Below are 18,964 nucleotides of genomic sequence, written 5' to 3'. Positions count from 1 at the left end.
CCCTACCGCACCGCGCTACGATCTTGGCTTTATTTGTCATGTACCACTCCTACTGCACGGAAGGTGTGCATGGGACTCAGATCCAGGCTGCTGGCCTCGCTGACGGCCACGGCGGCACTCCTGATGACCGGCCTCACGGCCCAGCCCGCCTCGGCGGTGGACGCGCCGACGGTGACGAAGCTCTCGCTCGGCGCCGACCAGTTCAAGCTGACCGACACCAGCACCGTCTCCGCCGCGAACAACCTCTACAACAACGTCCTCACCGACCACGCCACGCTCACCGACGTCGTCACCACGGACTACACGAAGAACTCCGCGGGCGCGACCGACCCCTGGCTGAACCTGCGCTCGATGCGCGCCTGCACCGGTGACGAGACCAAGGCGCTGCCGCCCGTCACCACCAAGACGGCCTGGTGCTGGTCGCACGCGCACTCCGACGACACCACCCCGCACTGGTGGCCGCAGGGACTGAGCACCACCGGCACCGCCGACGGCGGGGACGGCGCGATCCAGGGCCGCCGCGTCACGGCAGTCTCCTGGCACTACGAGGTCCTCGACGGCGAGTCGTCGGAGGGCTGCACGACGCACAACATGCTGAAGCTGACCTTCCTGGACCGGGACACCGCCAAGTACCGCCACGTCTTCCTCGCCGAGCCCACCGGCTCGGGCACGAACTTCAAGCTGGTGACCGGCCACGGCGGCGGCATCGTCTGGTACGGCAACTACATCTATGTGACGGACACCGCGAACGGCATCCGGGTCTTCGACATCGACCGCATGGCGAAGGTCGACCGCTACGGCTCCGACGTGCACACCTACGGCGTCGACAGCGGCGGCCGCTCCAGCGCCTGCGGCTACCCGTACGTCGTGCCGCAGGTGCACTACTACAAGCAGGCCGGCACGCCCTCCTCCTGCCAGGGCGACGTCATCGACCCCCAGTACCTGTGCTTCTCGTGGCTCTCGCTGGACAAGACCGGGGACGGCCCGTACAAGCTCGTCACCGGCGAGTGGTACAAGAGCGTCGACGGCGGCCGCGTGGTGCGCTACCAGCTCAACCCCGCCGGCTCGGCCTCCTATCCGGGGCTGCTCAACATGTCCGGCGGCAAGACGGTGATCCAGGACGCCTACGCGGCCTCCCGCTACCGGGGGCTCCAGGGCGGCATGACCTGGACCGACAGCCAGGGCGTGCTGAACTTCGCCTTCCACAAGGGCTGCGGCACCAAGCCCGGTGTGTACTCGCACACCTGGGCGGGCGACACCCGCGCCACGACGAGCTGCGCGGCCGGCGGCAACTGGGCGGTGGGCCCGCCGCAGGCCCTGAGCCACTGGCCCCGGCTCGGCACCACGCAGGTGGAGGAGCTGTGGGGGCAGACCGAGGGCATCTGCGCGGGCAGCGCCCTGCGGGCCGCGCACGAGGCGGACTTCCCGGTCATCACCGAGGCGGGCAACGCGTGCACGGGCTATGAGGGCGTGGACAACCTCTCCCTGCGCGCCGTCTTCGCCGTGGGCTTCGACGACCCCGCGGTGCAGAGTCTGCACTGACGTCCGGGGACGTCCGGGCGGTCCGCCGGGCCTCGCACGCGCGGTGGACCGCTCGTCTCACCTTTCGAACCGGGGCAGAAATCGCTTGGCGCGACCCCGTAATGTTTACGGGGTGACCGTGAACGCTAAGACCAGCCAGAGCGCTGGCAACACCTGGCGAGACCTGCCCGCGGCGCAGCAGCCCGAGTACCCCGACCCCGAGGCTCTGCGCGCAGTGATCGCGGACCTCGAGTCGTATCCGCCGCTCGTCTTCGCGGGCGAGTGTGACCAGCTGCGCGCCCGGATGGCGGCCGTCGCCAAGGGAGAGGCGTTCCTCCTCCAGGGCGGCGACTGCGCGGAGGCCTTCGACGGGGTGTCCGCCGACCAGATCCGCAACAAGCTGAAGACGCTGCTCCAGATGGGCGCCGTCCTGACCTACGCGGCCTCCGTGCCCGTGGTGAAGGTCGGCCGCATCGCGGGGCAGTACTCCAAGCCGCGCTCCAAGCCGACCGAGACCCGCGACGGCGTGACGCTGCCGGTGTACCGGGGCGACTCCGTCAACGGCTTCGACTTCACCGAGGCCAGCCGCATCCCGGACCCGGAGCGGCTGAAGCGCATGTACCACGCCTCGGCGTCCACGCTGAACCTGGTGCGCGCCTTCACCACCGGCGGCTACGCCGACCTGCGCCAGGTGCACGCCTGGAACCAGGACTTCGTGCGCACCTCGCCCTCCGGTCAGCGCTACGAGCAGCTCGCGCGCGAGATCGACAACGCGCTGAACTTCATGCACGCCTGCGGGGCGGACCCGGAGGAGTTCAAGACCGTCGAGTTCTACTCCTCGCACGAGGCGCTGCTGCTGGACTACGAGTCCGCCCTCACCCGGGTCGACTCGCGCACCGGGCAGCTGTACGACGTCTCGGCGCACATGGTGTGGATCGGTGAGCGCACCCGGCAGCTGGACCACGCGCACATCGAGTTCGCCTCGCGGATCCGCAACCCGATCGGCATCAAACTCGGCCCGACCACCACGGCCGAGGAGGCGCTGCAGTACATCGAGCGCCTCGACCCCGAGCGGGAGCCGGGCCGGCTGACCTTCATCGTCCGGATGGGCGCCGACAAGATCCGCGACAAGCTTCCCGACCTGGTCGAGAAGGTCACGGCGTCCGGGGCGACGGTGGCCTGGGTGACCGACCCGATGCACGGCAACACCTTCGAGGCGGCCTCCGGGCACAAGACCCGCCGCTTCGACGACGTGCTCGACGAGGTCAAGGGCTTCTTCGAGGTCCACAAGGCGCTCGGCACCCACCCGGGCGGCATCCACGTGGAGCTGACCGGCGACGACGTCACCGAGTGCGTGGGCGGCGGCGACGAGATCTTCGTGGACGACCTGCACCAGCGCTACGAGACGGCCTGCGACCCCCGGCTGAACCGCAGCCAGTCGCTGGACCTGGCGTTCCTCGTGGCGGAGATGTACCGGGACCAGTGACCGGCGGCCGATGAGCCACCCTGGGGCGCGGATCACACCGGATCCGCGCCCCGGTCGCTTTTCCGGGTGCCACGGCGTGGGTAAGGTTAGGTTTGCCTCACCGGAACGGGGAGTGCATCGAACAGCGAACCCCTCGGGGAGGTGAACCCGCGTGTACGTCTGCAGTTGCTTCGGCATCACCGAGGACCAGGTGAAGCAGCACGCGGAGAACGGCGCCTGCACCCCGCGCCAGATCGCCTCCGCCTGCAAGGCCGGAACCGACTGCGGTGGCTGCGTCCGGCGCATCCAGGCCCTGCTCGGCCGCGGCGCCTGCCCGCGCCGGGAGCTGATCGACCAGCGGGCCCCGGCCCTGGTGCGGCTGGACGACGCGGCCTAGCCGGCGGAGTCCGGCTGGCTCTGCTCGACCACGGTCGACAGATAGAGCGCCTCACCCAGCTTGTCCACCAGCTCCAGCTGGGTGTCCAGGTAGTCGATGTGGTGTTCCTCGTCGGCCAGGATCGCCTCGAAGACGTTGGCCGACGTGATGTCGTCCTTCTCCCGCATCAGCTGCACGCCCCGGCGCAGCCGGTCGATGGCCTCGACCTCGATCTGCCGGTCCGCCTGGAACATCTCGGTCACCGTCTGCCCGACCCGCACATGGAACAGCCGCTGGTAGTTGGGCAGGCCGTCCAGGAGCAGGATGCGGTCGGTGAGGACCTCGGCGTGCCGCATCTCGTCGAAGGACTCCGCCCGGGTGTACCGGGCGAGCTTGGTCCATCCCTTGTGGTCCTGGAGCTTGGCGTGCAGGAAGTACTGGTTGATCGCGGTCAGCTCGGCGGTCAGCTGTTCGTTCAGCAGTTCGATGACCTCGGGGTCGCCTTGCATGGCTGTGGACTCCTTCCAGGTGGACCGGCCGCTAGCGCCGCATGATTGCACCGGCGGGGAAGATCGTCCAGTAAGTGCGTACTTAGTAAGTACGCACTGAGTTGTAGGCAATTGTCCCATTCGGGGGTGGGTGGTCAGGGGCACTGCCCGGGGTCTGTCAGGATGGATACATGGGTCATCCGGTGGAGCGCGAGTCTGGGACGGCGGCAGGGTCCGGGCTTCCGCCGGGCCAGCGGCTCCAGCGGGGCTGGCCGGTCACGCACTACGGACCCGTGCCGAAGTTCCGGCCCGAACGCTGGGAGTTCCGGGTCTTCGGTGCCACCGCCGACGGCGGCAAGCACACCTGGACCCACGAGGAGTTCACGGCCCTGCCGTACACCACGGTGGTGGCCGATCTGCACTGCGTGACGAAGTACAGCATGCTCGGCGCGGAGTGGGGCGGCGTCCCCGCGAGCGCCGTCCTGGACCTCGCGCCGCCGGCGCCGGACGTCACCCATGTGATGGTCTGGGCGGAGTACGGCTTCAGCTCGAACCTGCGCCTGTCGGACTTCTGCTCCGAGCGCACCGTCTTCGCCACCCACAAGGACGGTGAGCTGCTCACCGCCGAGCACGGCTTCCCGGTCCGCCTGATCGTGCCCCACCTGTACGCCTGGAAGGGCCCGAAGTGGGTCCGGGGCGTGGAGTACATGACCGCCGACCGCCGCGGCTTCTGGGAGGAGCGCGGCTACCACAACATCGGCGACCCCTGGAAGGAGCAGCGCTACTCCTACCAGGAGGAGCCCGGGGACGGCCCCGAGCTCTGACTCCCGCGTCTTTTCGGGTTCAGTGGTGGTACTGGTGCACCACCGCGTGGCCCTTGCCCCGGCCGATCGTCCACTTGTTGACCGGGGTGGTCACCAGGAAGGCGATCACCAGCGAGACGGCGAGCGAGACCCAGAACAGCGCGTCGCTCAGCATGGCGTCCATCGCCGACGGCCAGATCAGGATCACGCCGTTGTCGATCAGCTCCATCACAGCGATGGACAGGGTGTCCGCCGCCAGCGCCACCCGGAAGGCCGTACGGAAGTCGACGCCGGCCCGCAGCACCCCGCGCAGGGTGAGCGAGTAGCCGAAGAAGAAGGCCAGCGCGATCGCGAGCACCATGGTCGGCAGGTTGCCCCAGCCGAGCGCCGTACCGATGATCATGCCCAGCACCTCGCCGATGGCGCAGCCGGTCAGGCAGTGCAGGGTGGCCTGGGCGGCCATGGCCCAGGAGGCGCCGGGGGAGTGGTGGTGCCCCTGATGCCCCTGGTGCGCCTCGTCCTCGTGGTGCCCGTGGTCCGTGCGCTGGTGGCCGTGGTGGTGTCCGTGTTCCGTGTGCGCCTCGTGCCGCATGACTGCCCCCATGTCAGGTAGTGGTTCCCGCACCCAGCAGGAACCATATACCCCCTAGGGGTATTCCCAGTCAGTTGTCGCGGAGTTTCTTCAGCCGCTCCACATCCGCCGCGTGTCCCTCCTTGCCGCCGGGTGTCTCGATCACCAGCGGCACGCCCTCGGTCGCGGGGTGGGTCATGAGGGCCCGGAAGGGGTCCTCGCCGATGTGGCCGGCGCCGATGTTCGCGTGCCGGTCCTTGTGCGCGCCCACCACGTCCTTGGAGTCGTTGGCGTGGATCAGCTTCAGCCGGCCCGCGCCGACGGTCTCCACCAGCAGGTCCAGCGTCTGGTGCATACCGCTCGGCCCGGTCAGGTCGTGCCCGGCGGCGAAGACATGGCAGGTGTCCAGGCACACGCCCAGCTTCGGGTGGGCGTCCAGCGCCTCGAAGTACGGCCCGAGGTCCCAGGTGCGCGAGCACAGCGAGGCCCCCTGCCCGGCCGTCGACTCCAGCAGCAGGAACGGGTCGTCGTCATGCGTCAGCTCGTCCAGCAGCGGCAGCATGTGCTCGCGCACCTGCTTCAGCGCCGCCTCCCGGGGCCGGCCGCCGGTCGCGCTCCCGGTGTGCACCACCACGCCGAGCGCGCCGATCTCCCGGCCGCGCCGCAGCGAGTGCCGCAGCGACTCCACGGACCGCTCCACGGTCGCCTCGGTGTGCGAGCCGAAGTTGATCAGGTACGGCGCGTGCACATAGGCCGGGATCGACTCCTCGGCGCAGGCCGCGCGGAACGCCTCGTCCTGGCGTGGGTTCCCGGCGGGCGTGGCCCAGCCGCGCGGGTTGGCGACGAAGACCTGCACGGTCTCCGCCTTCAGATCACGGGCGTAGGACAGCCCGACGGAGTGCAGACCGCCGGCCACCGGGACATGGCTGCCGACGGGATTGCGGGGGAGGGAGGACTGAACGGAACTCACCCGTTCAGGGTGTCATGTCCGCCCCCGCACCCGGACCGGGCCCGGCGGTGAGCCCGGTCACCGGACGTGAGCGGCGGTGTGCCCGGTCACCGGCCGGCGGTGAGCCCGGTCAGCGGATGGTGATCTTGATCGTGGAGCCCTTGGGCGCCTCGTCGCCGCCCTCCACCGACTGCTTCTTCACGGTGTCGCCGAACAGCCCGAGCAGCCCGCGGTCCTCCTCCACCTCGAAGCCCGCCTCCTCCAGGGCGTCGCGGGCGTCGTCCACGCTGTCACCGACCACGTCCGGCACCTCGACCATCTCCGGGCCCTCGGACAGCGTCAGCGTCACCGTGTCGCCCTCGGCGGCCTCGCTCCCCTCGTCCGGGGTCTGCGCGGCGACGGTCCCCTTGTCGTAATCGGAGGAGTGGATCCGCTCGGCGGACACCTTCACCTTCAGCCCGGCCTCGGTCAGCTGGTCCCGGGCGCTGTCCAGGTCCTCGCCGGTGACGTCCGGCACGTCGACGGGGCTGCCCTTGCTGACGGTCAGCGCGATCGCCGAGCCCGCGTGCCGCTTCGTGCCCGCGTCCGGCGTCGTACGGATCACCGAGCCCGCCGGCACGTCCTCGCTGAACTCGCGGGTGACCATGCCCGGCTCCAGGCCGTCCGCCTTCAGCCCCGCCCGCGCCTTCGCCAGGGTCTGCCCCTCCACGTTCGGCACGTTCACCGTCTCCGGGCCCAGCGACACGGTCAGCGTGACCTTGCCGTGGTCCCGAATCCGCGCCCCGGGCGCCGGATCCGAGCCGATCACCGTGCCCCGTTCGACGGTGTCGCTGTAGGCCCGCTCGACCCGGCCGACGTCCAGCCCGGCCGAGTCCAGCCGGTCCCGCGCCTCGGCCTCGGTCTTCGCCAGCAGCGGCGGCACCTTGGTGAACTGGCCGGAGTTGATGTACCAGACCCCGGCGCCCACCCCGAGCACCACCAGCACGGCCACGACCAGCGCCAGCACCGAGCGCGGGGGCCGGGCCGGGCGCCGGCGCGGCGGCACGGGCGGGGTCTGGAGCCGGGCGGTGCGGTCGACGGCGGGGTCCTCGAGGGCGTCCTCGTCGACCGGCCGGGGCCGGGGCACGGTCAGCGCGCGCGGGATCACGCTCGTACGGTCCTCGGCGTTGTCGTGCTCCGCGGTCAGCGCCTGCGGCGGCAGCGCGTCCAGCTGCTCCTCGGTCAGCGTCAGCCGGGCCTCGCGGGCCTGGGCGAGCAGCGCCACCGCGTCCTCGGGCCGGTCCTCGGGGGCGCGCGCGGTGGCCGACGCCACCAGCTCGTCCAGCGCCACCGGCAGCCCCGGCACCAGCGCCGAGGGCGGCGGCACGTCGGCGTGCAGGTGCTGGTAGAGCACCTGGGCCGGGGATTCCCCGGAGTACGGCTTCGCGCCCGTCAGCATCTCGTACAGCACCACCCCGCACGCGTACACGTCGACGCGCGGGTCCGTGGTGCCGTTCTCGATCTGCTCGGGCGCCAGGTAGGAGACGGTGCCGAGCACGGCGCCCGTCGTGCTGGTCACCGTGTCCACCGAGCGCACCAGCCCGAAGTCGGCCACCTTCACCCGGCCGTCGTCGCCGATCAGCACGTTCTCGGGCTTCATGTCCCGGTGCACGAACCCGGCCCGGTGCGCGGCGCCCAGCGCGGCGAGCACCGGCTCCAGGATGTCCAGCGCGGCGCGCGGCTGCACGGCCCCGCGCTCGCGCAGCACGTCCCGCAGGGTGCAGCCGGCGATGTACTCCATCGCCAGATAGACGTACGACCCGTCGGTGCCCTGGTCGAAGACCTGCACCACGTTGGGGTGGTCGAGCCGGGCGACCGACTTGGCCTCCCGGATGAACCGCTCGACGAAGGACCCGTCGGCGGCGAGCGCCGGGTGCATCACCTTCAGCGCGAGCACACGGTCCAGACGGGTGTCCAGGGCCCGGTAGACCGTGGCCATCCCGCCCGCCGCGATCCGCGCGTCGACGCGGTACCGGCCGTCGAGCACCTGCCCGACGAGGGGGTCCTGAAGGGTCGTATCCACGCAGGCGAGTCTACGAGGACCCGCCCGGCGGGCCCGCCCGTCCGCCGGGTACGGCACCGGTACTGCAGCCGACCTGTGACGCGACACACGCGGAAAGCCGGCCCACCGGGACCTAGAACGCCGGCCGCTCCGGATCCAGCCGGGCCAGGCCCTCCGTGGGGGACGACGCCTCGGCGAGGTACCTGCGCGGGATCCGGCCCGCCAGCCGGGCCTGCCGTCCCCCCTCCACCGCGAGCCTCATGGCGGACGCCATCAGCTCCGGGTCCTGCGCCCGCGTCACCGCGGAGGCCAGCATCACCCCCGCGCACCCCAGCTCCATCGCCAGCGCCGCGTCGGACGCCGTACCGGCCCCCGCGTCCAGGATCACCGGCACGTTCGCCTGCTCCACGATCAGCTGGAAGTTGTGCGGGTTGCGGATCCCGAGCCCCGACCCGATCGGCGAGCCCAGCGGCATGACGGCGGCGCACCCCACGTCCTCCAGCCTGCGCGCCAGCACCGGGTCGTCGTTGCAGTACGGCAGCACCGTGAACCCCTCGTCGACCAGCGTCTCCGCCGCCTCCAGCGTCTCCACCGGGTCTGGCAGCAGCGTCCGCTCGTCGGCGATGACCTCCAGCTTGACCAGGTCGGTGCCCAGCGCCTCCCGGGCCAGCCGGGCGGTCAGCACGGCCTCGCCGGCGGTGTAGCAGCCCGCCGTGTTCGGCAGCACCCGGATGCCGAGCTTCTCCAGCACCGACAGCACCGAGCCGTGCACCGAGGGGTCCACTCGGCGCATCGCCACCGTCGTCAGCTCCGTGCCGGAGGCGACCAGCGCCCGCTCCAGTACCTCAAGGCTGGGCGCCCCGCCCGTGCCCATGATCAGCCGGGAGGAGAAGGTGAGGTCTTTGAGGACCAGAGGATCGTCGGCCATGGCTCAGCCTCCCTGTACGGCGGTCAGGACTTCGACGCGGTCGCCCTCGGCGAGCGCGGTCGTCGCCCACTGCGCGCGCGGGACGACGGTCTCGTTGACGGCGGCGGCCACCCCGCGCGGCGCCGCCGTGAGGGTCCGCACCAGCGCGTCCAGCGCGGTGCCCGGGGCGACACGGCGGGGCTCGCCGTTGACCGAGATGGTGACGGAGATGCTCATACGGGCTGCTCCAGCTGTTCCGTGCGGGCGGCACCGAAGCGCCGCGGGGTGAACGGACGTGCCTCTTCGGGAAGCTCACCGGTGACCAGGGCGTGCGCCAGCACGTCCCCGGTGACCGGCGTCAGCAGCACCCCGTTGCGGTAGTGCCCGGTCGCCAGCAGCAGCCCGGGCAGACGGGACGGGCCGAGCAGCGGCGCGTTGTCGGGGGAGCCGGGGCGCAGACCGGCCAGGGTCTCGGTGAGCGGCAGCTCGGTGATGCCGGGCACCAGCTCGTGGGCGTCGCGCAGCAGCTCGTACACGCCGCCGGCGGTGACCGTGGTGTCCCAGCCCAGCTCCTCGCTGGTGGCGCCGACGACCAGTTCCCCGTTCTCCCGGGGCACCAGGTACAGCGGGCCGCCGCGCACCACGGCCCGCACGGTCCGGCTCAGGAACGGCGCGTACCGGGGCGGCACGGTCAGCCGCAGCACCTGGCCCTTGACCGGCCGCACCGGAGGCAGCACCTCCGCCGGCACGCCCGCGAGGCGCCCGCTCAGGCTGCCCGCGGCGAGCACCACGCGCTCCGCGCGCAGCCCGGTGCCGTCGGCCGTGGTCACACCGGCGGCCCGGTCCCCGGCCACGTCCAGGCGCTCGGCCCGGACCCGGTGGAACACCACACCGGACCGCTCGCAGGCGACGACCAGGGCCGCCGCCAGCCGGCGCGGATCGATCTGGTGGTCACCGTCGACCCGCAGCCCGCCGCGCACCCCGGGCGCCAGCATCGGCTCCAGGCGGCGGCACTCCCGCCCCGACAGCCACTCCGACTCCAGGCCGTGGCGCTGCTGGAGGGCGTGCAGTTCGCGCAGGTGGGCGCGGTCGTCGGAGTCCAGCGCGACGGCGAGGGTGCCGCAGCGGCGGTAGCCGAGGTCGTGACCGGTCAGCTCGGTCAGCTCGGCGGCGAAGGCGGGATAGCGGCGCGCGGAGGCCAGGTTCAGGCCGAGCAGGGTCTCCTCGCCGTAGTGCAGCTCGGTGACCGCGGCCAGCATCCCGGCCGCCACCCGCGCGGCCCCGCCGCCGGGCGCGGGGTCCACGACGGCCGTGGCGAGCCCGCGCTGCGCCGCGCGCCAGGCCGTGACCAGGCCGATGATTCCGCCCCCGATGACGAGGACGTCGGACGTACGTGAGGACATGGGCGGTGAGCCCCTCCCTTCGCCGGCATGACCCGGATCAGGTTCGTACGGTCGGAGGCCGCGAGCCTCCCTCTCAGCCCGGTCGTCCGGGCTCCCGCGAGTGCTTGTACGGTGGCCACCCTAGCCCGCCGCCCTCCTCACCCGTAAGGGAGCCCCGTTCCATGGCCCGTTCGCTCGACGGACTTCTCTTCGCCCCCGTGTCGGACCAGGCCCCGGGACAGGTGGGCACCCGCACCCGGTTCGCCTACCACGAGCAGGACGGCGCGGTGTGGGCCGAGTACGCGGGCGGCGACGTGGTACGCGGCCATCTGGTCGGCACCCGCGAGGGGGACCGGCTGGACTTCCGGTACGTGCAGCTGAGGACCGACGGGACGACCGCCTCGGGGCACTGCGTGTCCACGGTCGAGGAGCTCGCGGACGGGCGGCTGCGGCTGGCGGAGACCTGGGAGTGGGAGTCCGCGCCGGGCTCCGGCACCAGCGTTGTGGAGCAGGTCACCGAGCACGCCCGCTGACTGACGTTCCGTCATGTGTCTAAGGTGATCGCGTGAGCGAGCAGACACCGCACGAGGGCACGGCACAGCGACGGCGCGTGGTCGTCGTCGGCGCGGGCATGGCCGGGGTGCAGACCGCGGTCGCCCTGCGGGAACAGGGCTTCAAGGGCCCGGTGACCGTCATCGGCGCCGAACCGCACCAGCCGTACGACCGGCCGCCGCTGTCCAAGGCGGTGCTGCTGGGCACCGCCGAGGGCTCCGCCTTCGACGTGGACTTCGAGTCCCTCGGCGTCGAACTGCGGCTCGGCTGCGAGGTGCGGGGCCTGCGGCCCGCCGCGCGCGAGCTGGACACCGAGCACGGCGTGGTGCCCTACGACGTCCTCGTCCTCGCCACCGGCGCCGAACCGGTCACCCTGCCCGGCGCCGAGGGCGTACCCGGCACGCATCTGCTGCGCACCCTGGACGACGCCGCACGGCTGCGCCCCGTCCTCGCCCGGCAGCACGACATCGTGGTCGTGGGCGCAGGCTGGATCGGCGCCGAGTTCGCCACCGCCGCCCGCGAGGCCGGCTGCGCGGTCACCGTCGTGGAGGCCGCCGGCCAGCCGCTGGCCGGCGCCCTGCCCGCCGAGGTCGCCGCCCCCATGGCCGGCTGGTACGCCGACGCGGGCGTCACCCTGCGCACCCACGCGCGCGTGGACCGCGTCGAGCCCGGCGCGGTGCTGCTCGCCGACGGCACCCGGCTGCCCGCGGGCGCCGTCGTCGTCGGCATCGGCGCCCGTCCCGCCACCGCCTGGCTGGCCGGCTCCGGCGTCGAGCTGGGCGCGCACGGCGAGGTCCTCGCCGACGACCGGCTGCGCACCTCCGTACCGGACGTGTACGCCGTCGGCGACTGCGCGTCCTTCCCCTCGGCCCGCTACGGCGAACGGCTCCTGGTCCACCACTGGGACAACGCCCTCCAGGGCCCGCGCACGGTCGCCGCGGACATCCTGGGCGAGACCCCGGCGGTCTACGACCCGGTGCCCTACTTCTGGTCGGAGCAGTTCGGCCGGTTCGTGCAGTACGCCGGCCACCACGCGGCGGGCGAGCGCATGGTCTGGCGCGGCGACCCGGCGGGCCCGTCGTGGACGGTGTGCTGGCTGTGCGAGGACCGCCTGGTGGCCCTGCTGGCCGTCGGCCGCCCCCGCGACCTCGCCCAGGGCCGCCGTCTGATCGAGGCGGGCCGGACCATGGACGTGGAGGCCCTCACGGACCCGGCCCGGCCGCTGAAGAACGCCACGGCCGACTGACCGCGTCCCTCGGAGCGTCCGGCTTCCGGGGCCCCACCAGCCACAACGCACCCGCGGACGGCCGACGACACATCGCGGCGGGACCGGCGGAGCGCCTACCCTGGGTGCTGTGACCGAGATTGACGCAAAGATCGATGCTCTCGTCCCCGAGTGGCTCACCCTTCCCGACATCGCCGAGATGCTCGGCGTCGAGGTGACGCGCGTGAGGCAGCTGGTCAAGGAGGGCCAGCTCATCGCCGTACGCCGGGGTGAGAACAGGGCGCTGCACGTGCCCGCCGCCTTCATCGACGGGGACAAGGTGGTCAAGGGCCTGTCCGGGACCCTGACGCTGCTGCGGGACGACGGCTTCACGGTCGAAGAGATGATCGAGTGGCTCTTCACCCCCGACCCCACCCTGCCCGGCACCCCCGCGCAGGCCCTGAGCGAGAATCGCGGCACGGAGGTGAAGCGCCGCGCCCAGGCGCTCGCCGTCTGAGCCGACCCGCGGTACGAGAGGGTGTGCGGGCCGGCCGCCCGCACACCCGCCGCCGGGAACCACGCCCGGACACCACCGCCGGAAACCACCAGGCACACCGACCACGGGGGGACCCACGCATGTCCGACACCGCCCGCGCCGCGCTCGCCGACGCCCGCCTGTACCTCTGCACGGACGCCCGCAAGCGCCAGGGCGACCTGCCCGAGTTCCTGGACGCGGTGCTGGCCGGCGGCGTCGACATCGTGCAGTTGCGCGACAAGGGCATGGAGGCCGCCGAGGAACTGGAGCACCTGGAGGTCTTCGCCGACGCCTGCGCCCGGCACGGCAAGCTGCTCGCGGTCAACGACCGGGCCGACGTCGCCCACGCCGCCCGCGCCGATGTGCTGCACCTCGGCCAGGGCGACCTGCCGGTGCCCGCCGCCCGCGCGATCCTCGGCGACGAGGTGCTGATCGGCCGCTCCACGCACGCCGAGGAGGAGGCCGCCGCCGCGGCCGTCCAGGACGGCGTGGACTACTTCTGCACCGGCCCCTGCTGGCCCACCCCCACCAAGCCCGGCCGCCACGCCCCCGGCCTCGGTCTGGTCCGCCACACCGCGGGCCTGGGCACCGACCGCCCCTGGTTCGCCATCGGCGGCATCGGCCTGGGCAACCTCGACCAGGTGCTGGACGCGGGGGCCCGCCGGGTGGTCGTGGTGCGCGCGATCACCGAGGCGGACGACCCCGGCGCGGCGGCGGCGGAGTTCGCCAAGCGGCTGCGGCAGGTCTAGGACGGGGCCGAGCGGCCCGCCGTCTGGCGGAAACTGTCCAAGGGATGGACAACGTCCCGACAATTCGGGCATATTTCCGAGGCGTGGTTGGGGGACCGTCCGCCCCTGGCTAACCTGCCCGTATGGCCCTCGGAACCCCGTCCACCAGGACTGATCGCGCACGCACCGTGCGCGATATGCTCGCCAGCGGCAAGACGACGTACTCGTTCGAGTTCTCCGCGCCGAAGACTCCCAAGGGCGAGCGGAACTTGTGGAGCGCGCTCCGGCGGGTCGAGGCGGTCGCCCCCGACTTCGTCTCCGTGACCTACGGCGCCGGCGGCTCCACCCGCGCGGGCACCGTCAAGGAGACCCAGCAGATCGTCGCCGACACGACGCTGACCCCGGTCGCCCACCTCACCGCGGTCGACCACTCCATCGCCGAACTGCGCAACATCATCGGCCAGTACGCCGACGCCGGCATCCGCAACATGCTCGCCGTGCGCGGCGACCCGCCCGGCGACCCCATGGGCGAATGGGTCCCGCACCCCCGGGGCCTGACCTACGCCGCCGAACTCGTCCGGCTCATCAAGGAGTCGGGCGACTTCTGCGTGGGCGTGGCCGCGTTCCCCGAGATGCACCCGCGCTCCGTGGACTGGGACACCGACGTCGCGCACTTCGTGGACAAGTGCCGCGCGGGCGCCGACTACGCCATCACACAGATGTTCTTCCAGCCCGAGTCGTATCTGCGGCTGCGCGACCGCGTGGTGGCGGCCGGCTGTGACACCCCGGTGATCCCGGAGATCCTGCCGGTCACGAGCGTGAAGATGCTGGAACGGTTGCCGAAGCTCAGCAACGCCAGCTTCCCGGACGCCCTGAAAGAGCGGATCCTGGCGGCGAAGGACGATCCGGCGGCGGTACGCTCCATCGGTATCGAGTCCGCCACGGAGTTCTGCGCCCGGCTGCTGGCCGAGGGAGTGCCCGGACTGCACTTCATCACGCTGAACAACTCCACGGCGACCCTGGAGATCTACGAGAACCTGGGCCTGCACCACCCCCCGCAGGCCTAGACCGGCCGCACCGCGATAGGACACACTGCGTAGCGGTCACTGGCAGTAACGGTCATTGGGAGAGGGGCGTACATGGGCTGGACGGTCCTCTACATCGCGTTCGGCGGCGTCGCGCTGTGGTTGCTGGGCGAGGTGCTGCTGCAGTACAAGGCGCGGCTGCGCTGGCGGCTGCTGGCCTTCGCCGGTTTCCTCGGCGTCGTGATCGGTGTGCTGTTGCCCTCCGTGATCGTCATCGCGCTGGGCGCGATCGCCTTCGCGGTCGGTCAGACCTACGTCACGCTGTCGTTCCGCCGGGGCTTCGCCTCCGGCTGGGCGGTCCGCCGTCCCGGCCCCCAGGCCGGTGGCGGCGGCAGCAAGCGGCGCCGGGGGCGCGCGGGCCGGAAGGACCCGGCCGCGCGGGACACCGCCCCGGCCGTCCCGGAGACCGCCCCCGCGTTCCCCGGAACCGACGAGGAGTCCTACGCCCTCGACCTGGAGGGTTACACCCCCGACCAGGTGACCTACGGCGCCGCCCGGACGCCCGGCGACTTCGACGACGACCGCGACGACGTCTTCACGCCCGCCGCGGCCCGCCCGGCCGGACCGGCCGCCGCCGAGACCACCGCCGTCCACGCCCCCCAGCCCGCCCCCGGGGACACCGGCGGCTACGACGGCTACGGCACCCCCGGCTACCCGGCCCCCGACCCGCAGGCCCCCGCCTACGGCTACACCGGCTACGACGCCCAGGACTACGGCTACGACACCCCCGACGGCCGGCAGGGATACGCCAACTACTCGGACCCCTACATCGGCAGCCGGCCCTACGCCGCCTACGACCAGGGCCCCGCCGAGCAGTACGGACAGCAGCCGGGCCACCCCCAGGACCCGTACGCCCCCGCCGGATACCCCGAGACCCCGCCGGGCGGGGTGTGGGTGCCGCAGCAGCGCACCGACGACAGCCACGGCGGCGAACTCCCGCAGGAGCAGCCCTACCCGCGGCAGCCGGGCGGGGCCGGGTACGACGAGCAGTACCGCTTCTGAGCCGCCCGGCCCGCGCTCACTGCGAGCCGCGGAACTCCGGACCCTCCACGATCAGCCCGGCCACCAGCGCGCCCGACATCCCGGCGTGCGGCAGGCCGCCGCCCGGGTGGGACCAGCCGCCCACCCGGTACAGCCCCGGCAGCCGGGTGCTGTTCGCCGGGTGCAGGAAGCGGCCCTGGCCGGCCGCCAGCGCGGGCGCGGGCACGGCCCCCGCGCGGGCGCCCGTCTCCTCCTCGGTGGCGCCCGGCGCCCGCACCTCGTGCCACAGCAGCCGGTCGCGCAGCCCCGGTATCGCCCGCCCGGCGGCCTCCAGCAGCAGATCCGCGTACCGGGCGACCGTGCGCTCGTCGTCCCAGGCGGCCCGCGCGGGCACCACGGCGGTCAGCACCGCCGACTCGTGCCCGTCGTCGGGCCGGAGCGCGGGGTCGTCGGGGCGCAGCACGGTCACCGTCGGTGTGGGCGGCTCGGCACCGCCCGGCGAGGCCAGGAAGTCCCACTCCCGTTCGGGGTGCGCCGGATGCACGACCGTGCGGTGCGCGGCACCGGGCTCCGGGGCGCCGCGCAGCGCGAGCAGCACGGTGAACCGGGCGGACGCCGCGGCCCCCGGGTCGGCCCGCACATCCTCCTCACCGTCCAGCGGACGCTCCGTCAGGGCCCGCAGCCGCGCCGGATGGACGTCCGCCACGACGTGGTCCGCCTCCGCGACCGGGCCCCCGGCCGGCTCCACCCCCGCCGCCCGGCCGTCCTTCTCCACGATCCGGGTGATCTCGGTGCCGAAGACGAACTCCACCCGTCGCTCCAGGCACCGTTCGTACACCGCGCGCGCCAACTCCCGGATGCCTCCGCGCACATACCAGGTGCCGAAGGCGTGCTCCATGTACGGCAGCACCGCCGCGCTCGCCGGAGCGGTCCGGGGGTCCAGGCCGTGGGCGAGCGCGTGGCTGGTCAGCAGGGCCGCCAGACGCTCGTCCCGCAGCTCCCAGGCGCCGGCCTCGGCCAGGGTCGCGGCCCGCCGCGTGCGCAGCAGCCGCTTGTGCGGCACCGCCGGATACGGCTCCTTCTCGGCCAGCACCCGCCAGTTCGGCCACAGCGGCTCTTCCAGCAGCGGCCGGCGGGTACGGTCCCAGGCCTCCCGGGCCCGCACCAGGAAGTCACCCCAGCGCTCGCCCGTGCCCGCGCCCAGCGCCTCGTCCAGGGCCGCCACGACCCCCGCGCGCGTGGCGTTGGGCAGCGACACCTCACTGCCGTCCGCGAAGACGTGCCGCGACGACGGGTCGACCTGGACCAGCTCGACGCGGTCCTCCAGCGGCGCCTTGCCGGTCTTGACGAACAGATCGCGGTACACCGCGGGCAGCGTGAGCAGCCCCGGGCCCGTGTCGAAGCCGAAGCCGTCCCGCTCGAACCGGCGCACCGCGCCGCCGTACGTCTCCGTACGCTCGTACACCACCACCCGGTGGCCCGCGACGGCCAGCCGGGCGGCGGCCGCCATCGCGCCCATCCCGGCGCCGATCACCGCAATCCGTGCCATGTCCGCGACTTTATCGACCGCCACCGACAACCCGGCCGCCGGGCGGCCCCGGCGCGGGTCAGCGGGGCCGTGAGGCGATCCGCCGCGCCTCGCGCCGACGGGCCCGGCGGCGCAGGAAGCGCCGGATGCGCGAGAACAGGAACACCAGGGCCAGCAGCCCGCCGGCCAGCAGGACGCCCGCGACGACCGCCGCCGCCACGGGATGGAACACCGCGAACGCGACCACGCCCCCGGCCCCGAGGTCCTCGGCCACGCTCAGCACGATGTTGCTGAACGGCTCGGGCGAGGCGTTGACCGCCATCCGCGTCCCGGCCTTGACGGTATGGCTGGCCAGCGCCGTGGAACCGCCGAGCAGCCCGGCCGCCACATCCGACACCGAGCCGCTCTGCCCGGCGAGCAGCGCCCCCACCCAGGCGCCGGCGAGCGGACGGACCACGGTGTGCACGGAGTCCCACAGCGAGTCCACGTACGGGATCTTGTCGGCGACGGCCTCGCACAGGAACAGCACACCCGCGACGATCAGCACCTCCGGGCGCTGCAAGGTCCCCGGCACGTCGTCACCGACCCCCGTCACGCCGAACAGGCCGAGCAGCAGCACCACCGCGTAGGCGTTGACACCGCTGGCCCAGCCGCTGGTGAAGACCAGGGGAAGAACGGACACGGAGGCGATCGTAGCCAGCCCGGGGGCGGGCCGCCTGGGCACGCGCGCGGAGGGCTGAGTACAGGTACTCAGACCGCCGGATGAGTACGCGCGCGGATGGGGCACCGGCCGCCGGGACGGGAGAGTGGAGCCACGGCAGGGGGACCGGCCCGCACCGCCGACACGGGGCGGCGGAACGGTACCCGGTCACCGGCCGCTCCTTCCGCCGACCCGTCGGCGGAAGCGAGACGGGGGGCCTCGGGGGACGACCGCCACGGGGGTCCGCACAGGGGGAACCCGTACGGGGGAGTACGGGAGGAAGTACGGGGGATCACGGGGGAAACGGGCAGGCGCCGGACCGGGAACGACCGGTCCGGCGCCCGCTCTGTGCGCCTCTCTTCGGCGCCCTTCGGACCCGGTTGCCTCAGATCCGGCCGCTGACCCGGCCCTGGAGCAGCCGGGACAGGGCCGCGTGGACATCGTCCAGGGAGCGCTCCGGCTGGAAGGACTTCCAGTCGAGCGCGGCCACCAGCACCATGCCGACCAGCGCCGCCGCCGTCAGCGGCACGTCGATCTCGTCGCTGAACTCGCCGGCCGCCACCCCCTCGCGCAGCACCCCCTCCACCACCGCCACGGCCTCCTGCCGCACCACCATCAGGGTGGACTGCCAGGCCCGGTTGGTGCGCCACAGCTCGGCGACGTACAGCTGGGTGAAGGCCGGGTAGCGGTCGATGAAGACCAGGCCCGCGCGGATCATCGCGTCCAGCGCGTCCACCTTGCCGCCCCCGGCGCGTGCCGTGCCCTCCGCCGCCTCCTTCAAGGACGCGGTGAGCAGGCCGACGCCGTGCCGCAGCAGCTCCTCGAAGAGGACGGACTTGCTGGCGAAGTTGTAGTAGACCGTGCCCTTGGCGACCCCGGCCCGCTCGGCGATCTCGTCCACCGTGGTCGCGGAGAAGCCCTGCTCGGCGATGAGCGTGACGGCAGCCTCGTAGAGCTTCTGCCGGGTGGCCTCGCGGCGCGTGCTCACGCCGGCCCTGGCGCTGGTGCTTTCCATGGCCCCGATTCTCACAGGTGCCCGGGCCCCGATGGCCGCGCCCGCCCCCTCGGCCGCGGGGAAAGCCCAGCTCAGAACGGATTGTCAGTGGCATACCTCACGATGGGCACATACGGCACGCGTGCCGTCACCC

Annotated in this window: 20 protein-coding genes and 1 riboswitch; of the genes, 10 read left to right on the top strand and 10 right to left on the bottom strand. The window is 72.9% G+C overall.

Annotation, left to right across the window (positions count from 1 at the left end):
- Window positions 1–69 precede the first annotated feature (69 nt).
- The 3 genes from HB370_RS41870 (at window position 70) to HB370_RS11930 (ending at window position 3,383) form a co-directional block, all read left to right on the top strand.
- Entirely contained in the window at window positions 70–1,542 is a 1,473-nt protein-coding gene (locus tag HB370_RS41870) for a hypothetical protein (protein WP_030783348.1), read from the top strand.
- A 112-nt stretch (window positions 1,543–1,654) separates the two neighbouring features.
- Entirely contained in the window at window positions 1,655–3,007 is a 1,353-nt protein-coding gene (locus tag HB370_RS11935) for a 3-deoxy-7-phosphoheptulonate synthase class II (protein WP_030783351.1), read from the top strand.
- A 151-nt stretch (window positions 3,008–3,158) separates the two neighbouring features.
- Window positions 3,159–3,383: a (2Fe-2S)-binding protein gene (locus tag HB370_RS11930; protein WP_030783354.1), complete on the top strand. Its 225-nt coding sequence runs from the start codon at window positions 3,159–3,161 to the stop codon at window positions 3,381–3,383.
- Here the strand turns inward: HB370_RS11930 and bfr are convergent.
- On the bottom strand, window positions 3,380–3,871 hold the full coding sequence (gene bfr, locus HB370_RS11925) for a bacterioferritin (protein ID WP_030783357.1): 492 nt from the start codon (window positions 3,869–3,871) through the stop codon (window positions 3,380–3,382). The two genes, HB370_RS11930 and bfr, sit on opposite strands and share 4 nt — an antisense overlap.
- A gap of 170 nt (window positions 3,872–4,041) precedes the next feature.
- Between bfr and HB370_RS11920 the strand changes: the two genes are divergently transcribed.
- Window positions 4,042–4,674, top strand: coding sequence for a sulfite oxidase-like oxidoreductase (locus tag HB370_RS11920; protein WP_030783359.1), 633 nt, complete (start codon window positions 4,042–4,044; stop codon window positions 4,672–4,674).
- Between the two features lie 19 nt (window positions 4,675–4,693).
- Here the strand turns inward: HB370_RS11920 and HB370_RS11915 are convergent, their stop codons facing one another.
- The 6 genes from HB370_RS11915 to thiO form a co-directional block, all read right to left on the bottom strand.
- Window positions 4,694–5,245 (bottom strand): DUF4396 domain-containing protein, encoded by a 552-nt coding sequence (locus tag HB370_RS11915; protein WP_030783361.1) that lies wholly within the window; start codon window positions 5,243–5,245, stop codon window positions 4,694–4,696.
- Between the two features lie 70 nt (window positions 5,246–5,315).
- Window positions 5,316–6,194 carry a deoxyribonuclease IV gene (locus tag HB370_RS11910; protein WP_078637536.1) on the bottom strand — a complete coding sequence of 293 codons (879 nt, stop codon included), beginning with the start codon at window positions 6,192–6,194 and terminating at the stop codon, window positions 5,316–5,318.
- A 109-nt stretch (window positions 6,195–6,303) separates the two neighbouring features.
- On the bottom strand, window positions 6,304–8,235 hold the full coding sequence (gene pknB / locus HB370_RS11905; RefSeq protein ID WP_030783366.1) for a Stk1 family PASTA domain-containing Ser/Thr kinase: 1,932 nt from the start codon (window positions 8,233–8,235) through the stop codon (window positions 6,304–6,306).
- A 112-nt stretch (window positions 8,236–8,347) separates the two neighbouring features.
- Window positions 8,348–9,142: a thiazole synthase gene (locus tag HB370_RS11900; protein ID WP_030783369.1), complete on the bottom strand. Its 795-nt coding sequence runs from the start codon at window positions 9,140–9,142 to the stop codon at window positions 8,348–8,350.
- Between the two features lie 3 nt (window positions 9,143–9,145).
- Window positions 9,146–9,358, bottom strand: coding sequence for a sulfur carrier protein ThiS (gene thiS / locus HB370_RS11895; RefSeq protein ID WP_030605552.1), 213 nt, complete (start codon window positions 9,356–9,358; stop codon window positions 9,146–9,148).
- On the bottom strand, window positions 9,355–10,524 hold the full coding sequence (gene thiO / locus HB370_RS11890; protein ID WP_030783372.1) for a glycine oxidase ThiO: 1,170 nt from the start codon (window positions 10,522–10,524) through the stop codon (window positions 9,355–9,357). The genes thiS and thiO overlap by 4 nt, the downstream gene beginning before the upstream one ends.
- A riboswitch (TPP riboswitch) is annotated at window positions 10,522–10,632 on the bottom strand. (Overlaps the previous gene by 3 nt.)
- A 53-nt stretch (window positions 10,633–10,685) precedes the next feature.
- On the opposite strand from thiO, the gene HB370_RS11885 reads away from it, so the two are divergent.
- The 6 genes from HB370_RS11885 (at window position 10,686) to HB370_RS11860 (ending at window position 15,609) form a co-directional block, all read left to right on the top strand.
- The gene (locus HB370_RS11885; protein ID WP_030783374.1) at window positions 10,686–11,036 is read left to right on the top strand and encodes a hypothetical protein; all 351 of its coding nucleotides are present in this window, start codon (window positions 10,686–10,688) and stop codon (window positions 11,034–11,036) included.
- A gap of 32 nt (window positions 11,037–11,068) precedes the next feature.
- Window positions 11,069–12,301, top strand: coding sequence for an FAD-dependent oxidoreductase (locus HB370_RS11880; protein ID WP_030783376.1), 1,233 nt, complete (start codon window positions 11,069–11,071; stop codon window positions 12,299–12,301).
- A gap of 109 nt (window positions 12,302–12,410) precedes the next feature.
- Window positions 12,411–12,776, top strand: coding sequence for an Rv2175c family DNA-binding protein (locus HB370_RS11875; RefSeq protein WP_030783380.1), 366 nt, complete (start codon window positions 12,411–12,413; stop codon window positions 12,774–12,776).
- 119 nt (window positions 12,777–12,895) lie between these two features.
- Entirely contained in the window at window positions 12,896–13,543 is a 648-nt protein-coding gene (gene thiE, locus HB370_RS11870) for a thiamine phosphate synthase (RefSeq protein ID WP_030783383.1), read from the top strand.
- A 122-nt stretch (window positions 13,544–13,665) separates the two neighbouring features.
- Window positions 13,666–14,589, top strand: a complete 924-nt coding sequence (gene metF / locus HB370_RS11865; RefSeq protein WP_051815693.1) for a methylenetetrahydrofolate reductase [NAD(P)H] — start codon at window positions 13,666–13,668, stop codon at window positions 14,587–14,589.
- Window positions 14,590–14,661: 72 nt separating this feature from the next.
- Window positions 14,662–15,609 carry a membrane protein gene (locus HB370_RS11860; RefSeq protein WP_030783388.1) on the top strand — a complete coding sequence of 316 codons (948 nt, stop codon included), beginning with the start codon at window positions 14,662–14,664 and terminating at the stop codon, window positions 15,607–15,609.
- Between the two features lie 16 nt (window positions 15,610–15,625).
- Here HB370_RS11860 and HB370_RS11855 read toward each other — a convergent pair whose 3' ends face one another.
- The 3 genes from HB370_RS11855 to HB370_RS11845 all read right to left on the bottom strand — a co-directional run bounded on the left by HB370_RS11855 (window position 15,626) and on the right by HB370_RS11845 (window position 18,831).
- On the bottom strand, window positions 15,626–17,137 hold the full coding sequence (locus tag HB370_RS11855; RefSeq protein ID WP_030783391.1) for an NAD(P)/FAD-dependent oxidoreductase: 1,512 nt from the start codon (window positions 17,135–17,137) through the stop codon (window positions 15,626–15,628).
- A 58-nt stretch (window positions 17,138–17,195) separates the two neighbouring features.
- Window positions 17,196–17,798, bottom strand: coding sequence for a DUF4126 domain-containing protein (locus tag HB370_RS11850; RefSeq protein ID WP_030783393.1), 603 nt, complete (start codon window positions 17,796–17,798; stop codon window positions 17,196–17,198).
- Window positions 17,799–18,201: 403 nt separating this feature from the next.
- Window positions 18,202–18,831, bottom strand: coding sequence for a TetR/AcrR family transcriptional regulator (locus HB370_RS11845; RefSeq protein WP_030783397.1), 630 nt, complete (start codon window positions 18,829–18,831; stop codon window positions 18,202–18,204).
- Window positions 18,832–18,964 lie beyond the last annotated feature (133 nt).

The sequence above is a fragment of the Streptomyces sp. DSM 40868 genome (assembly GCF_011820545.1).
Classification (GTDB): domain Bacteria; phylum Actinomycetota; class Actinomycetes; order Streptomycetales; family Streptomycetaceae; genus Streptomyces; species Streptomyces eurythermus.
The sequence above is the reverse complement of the archived record's forward strand: the minus strand, read 5'-3'. Positions and strand labels throughout refer to the sequence as shown.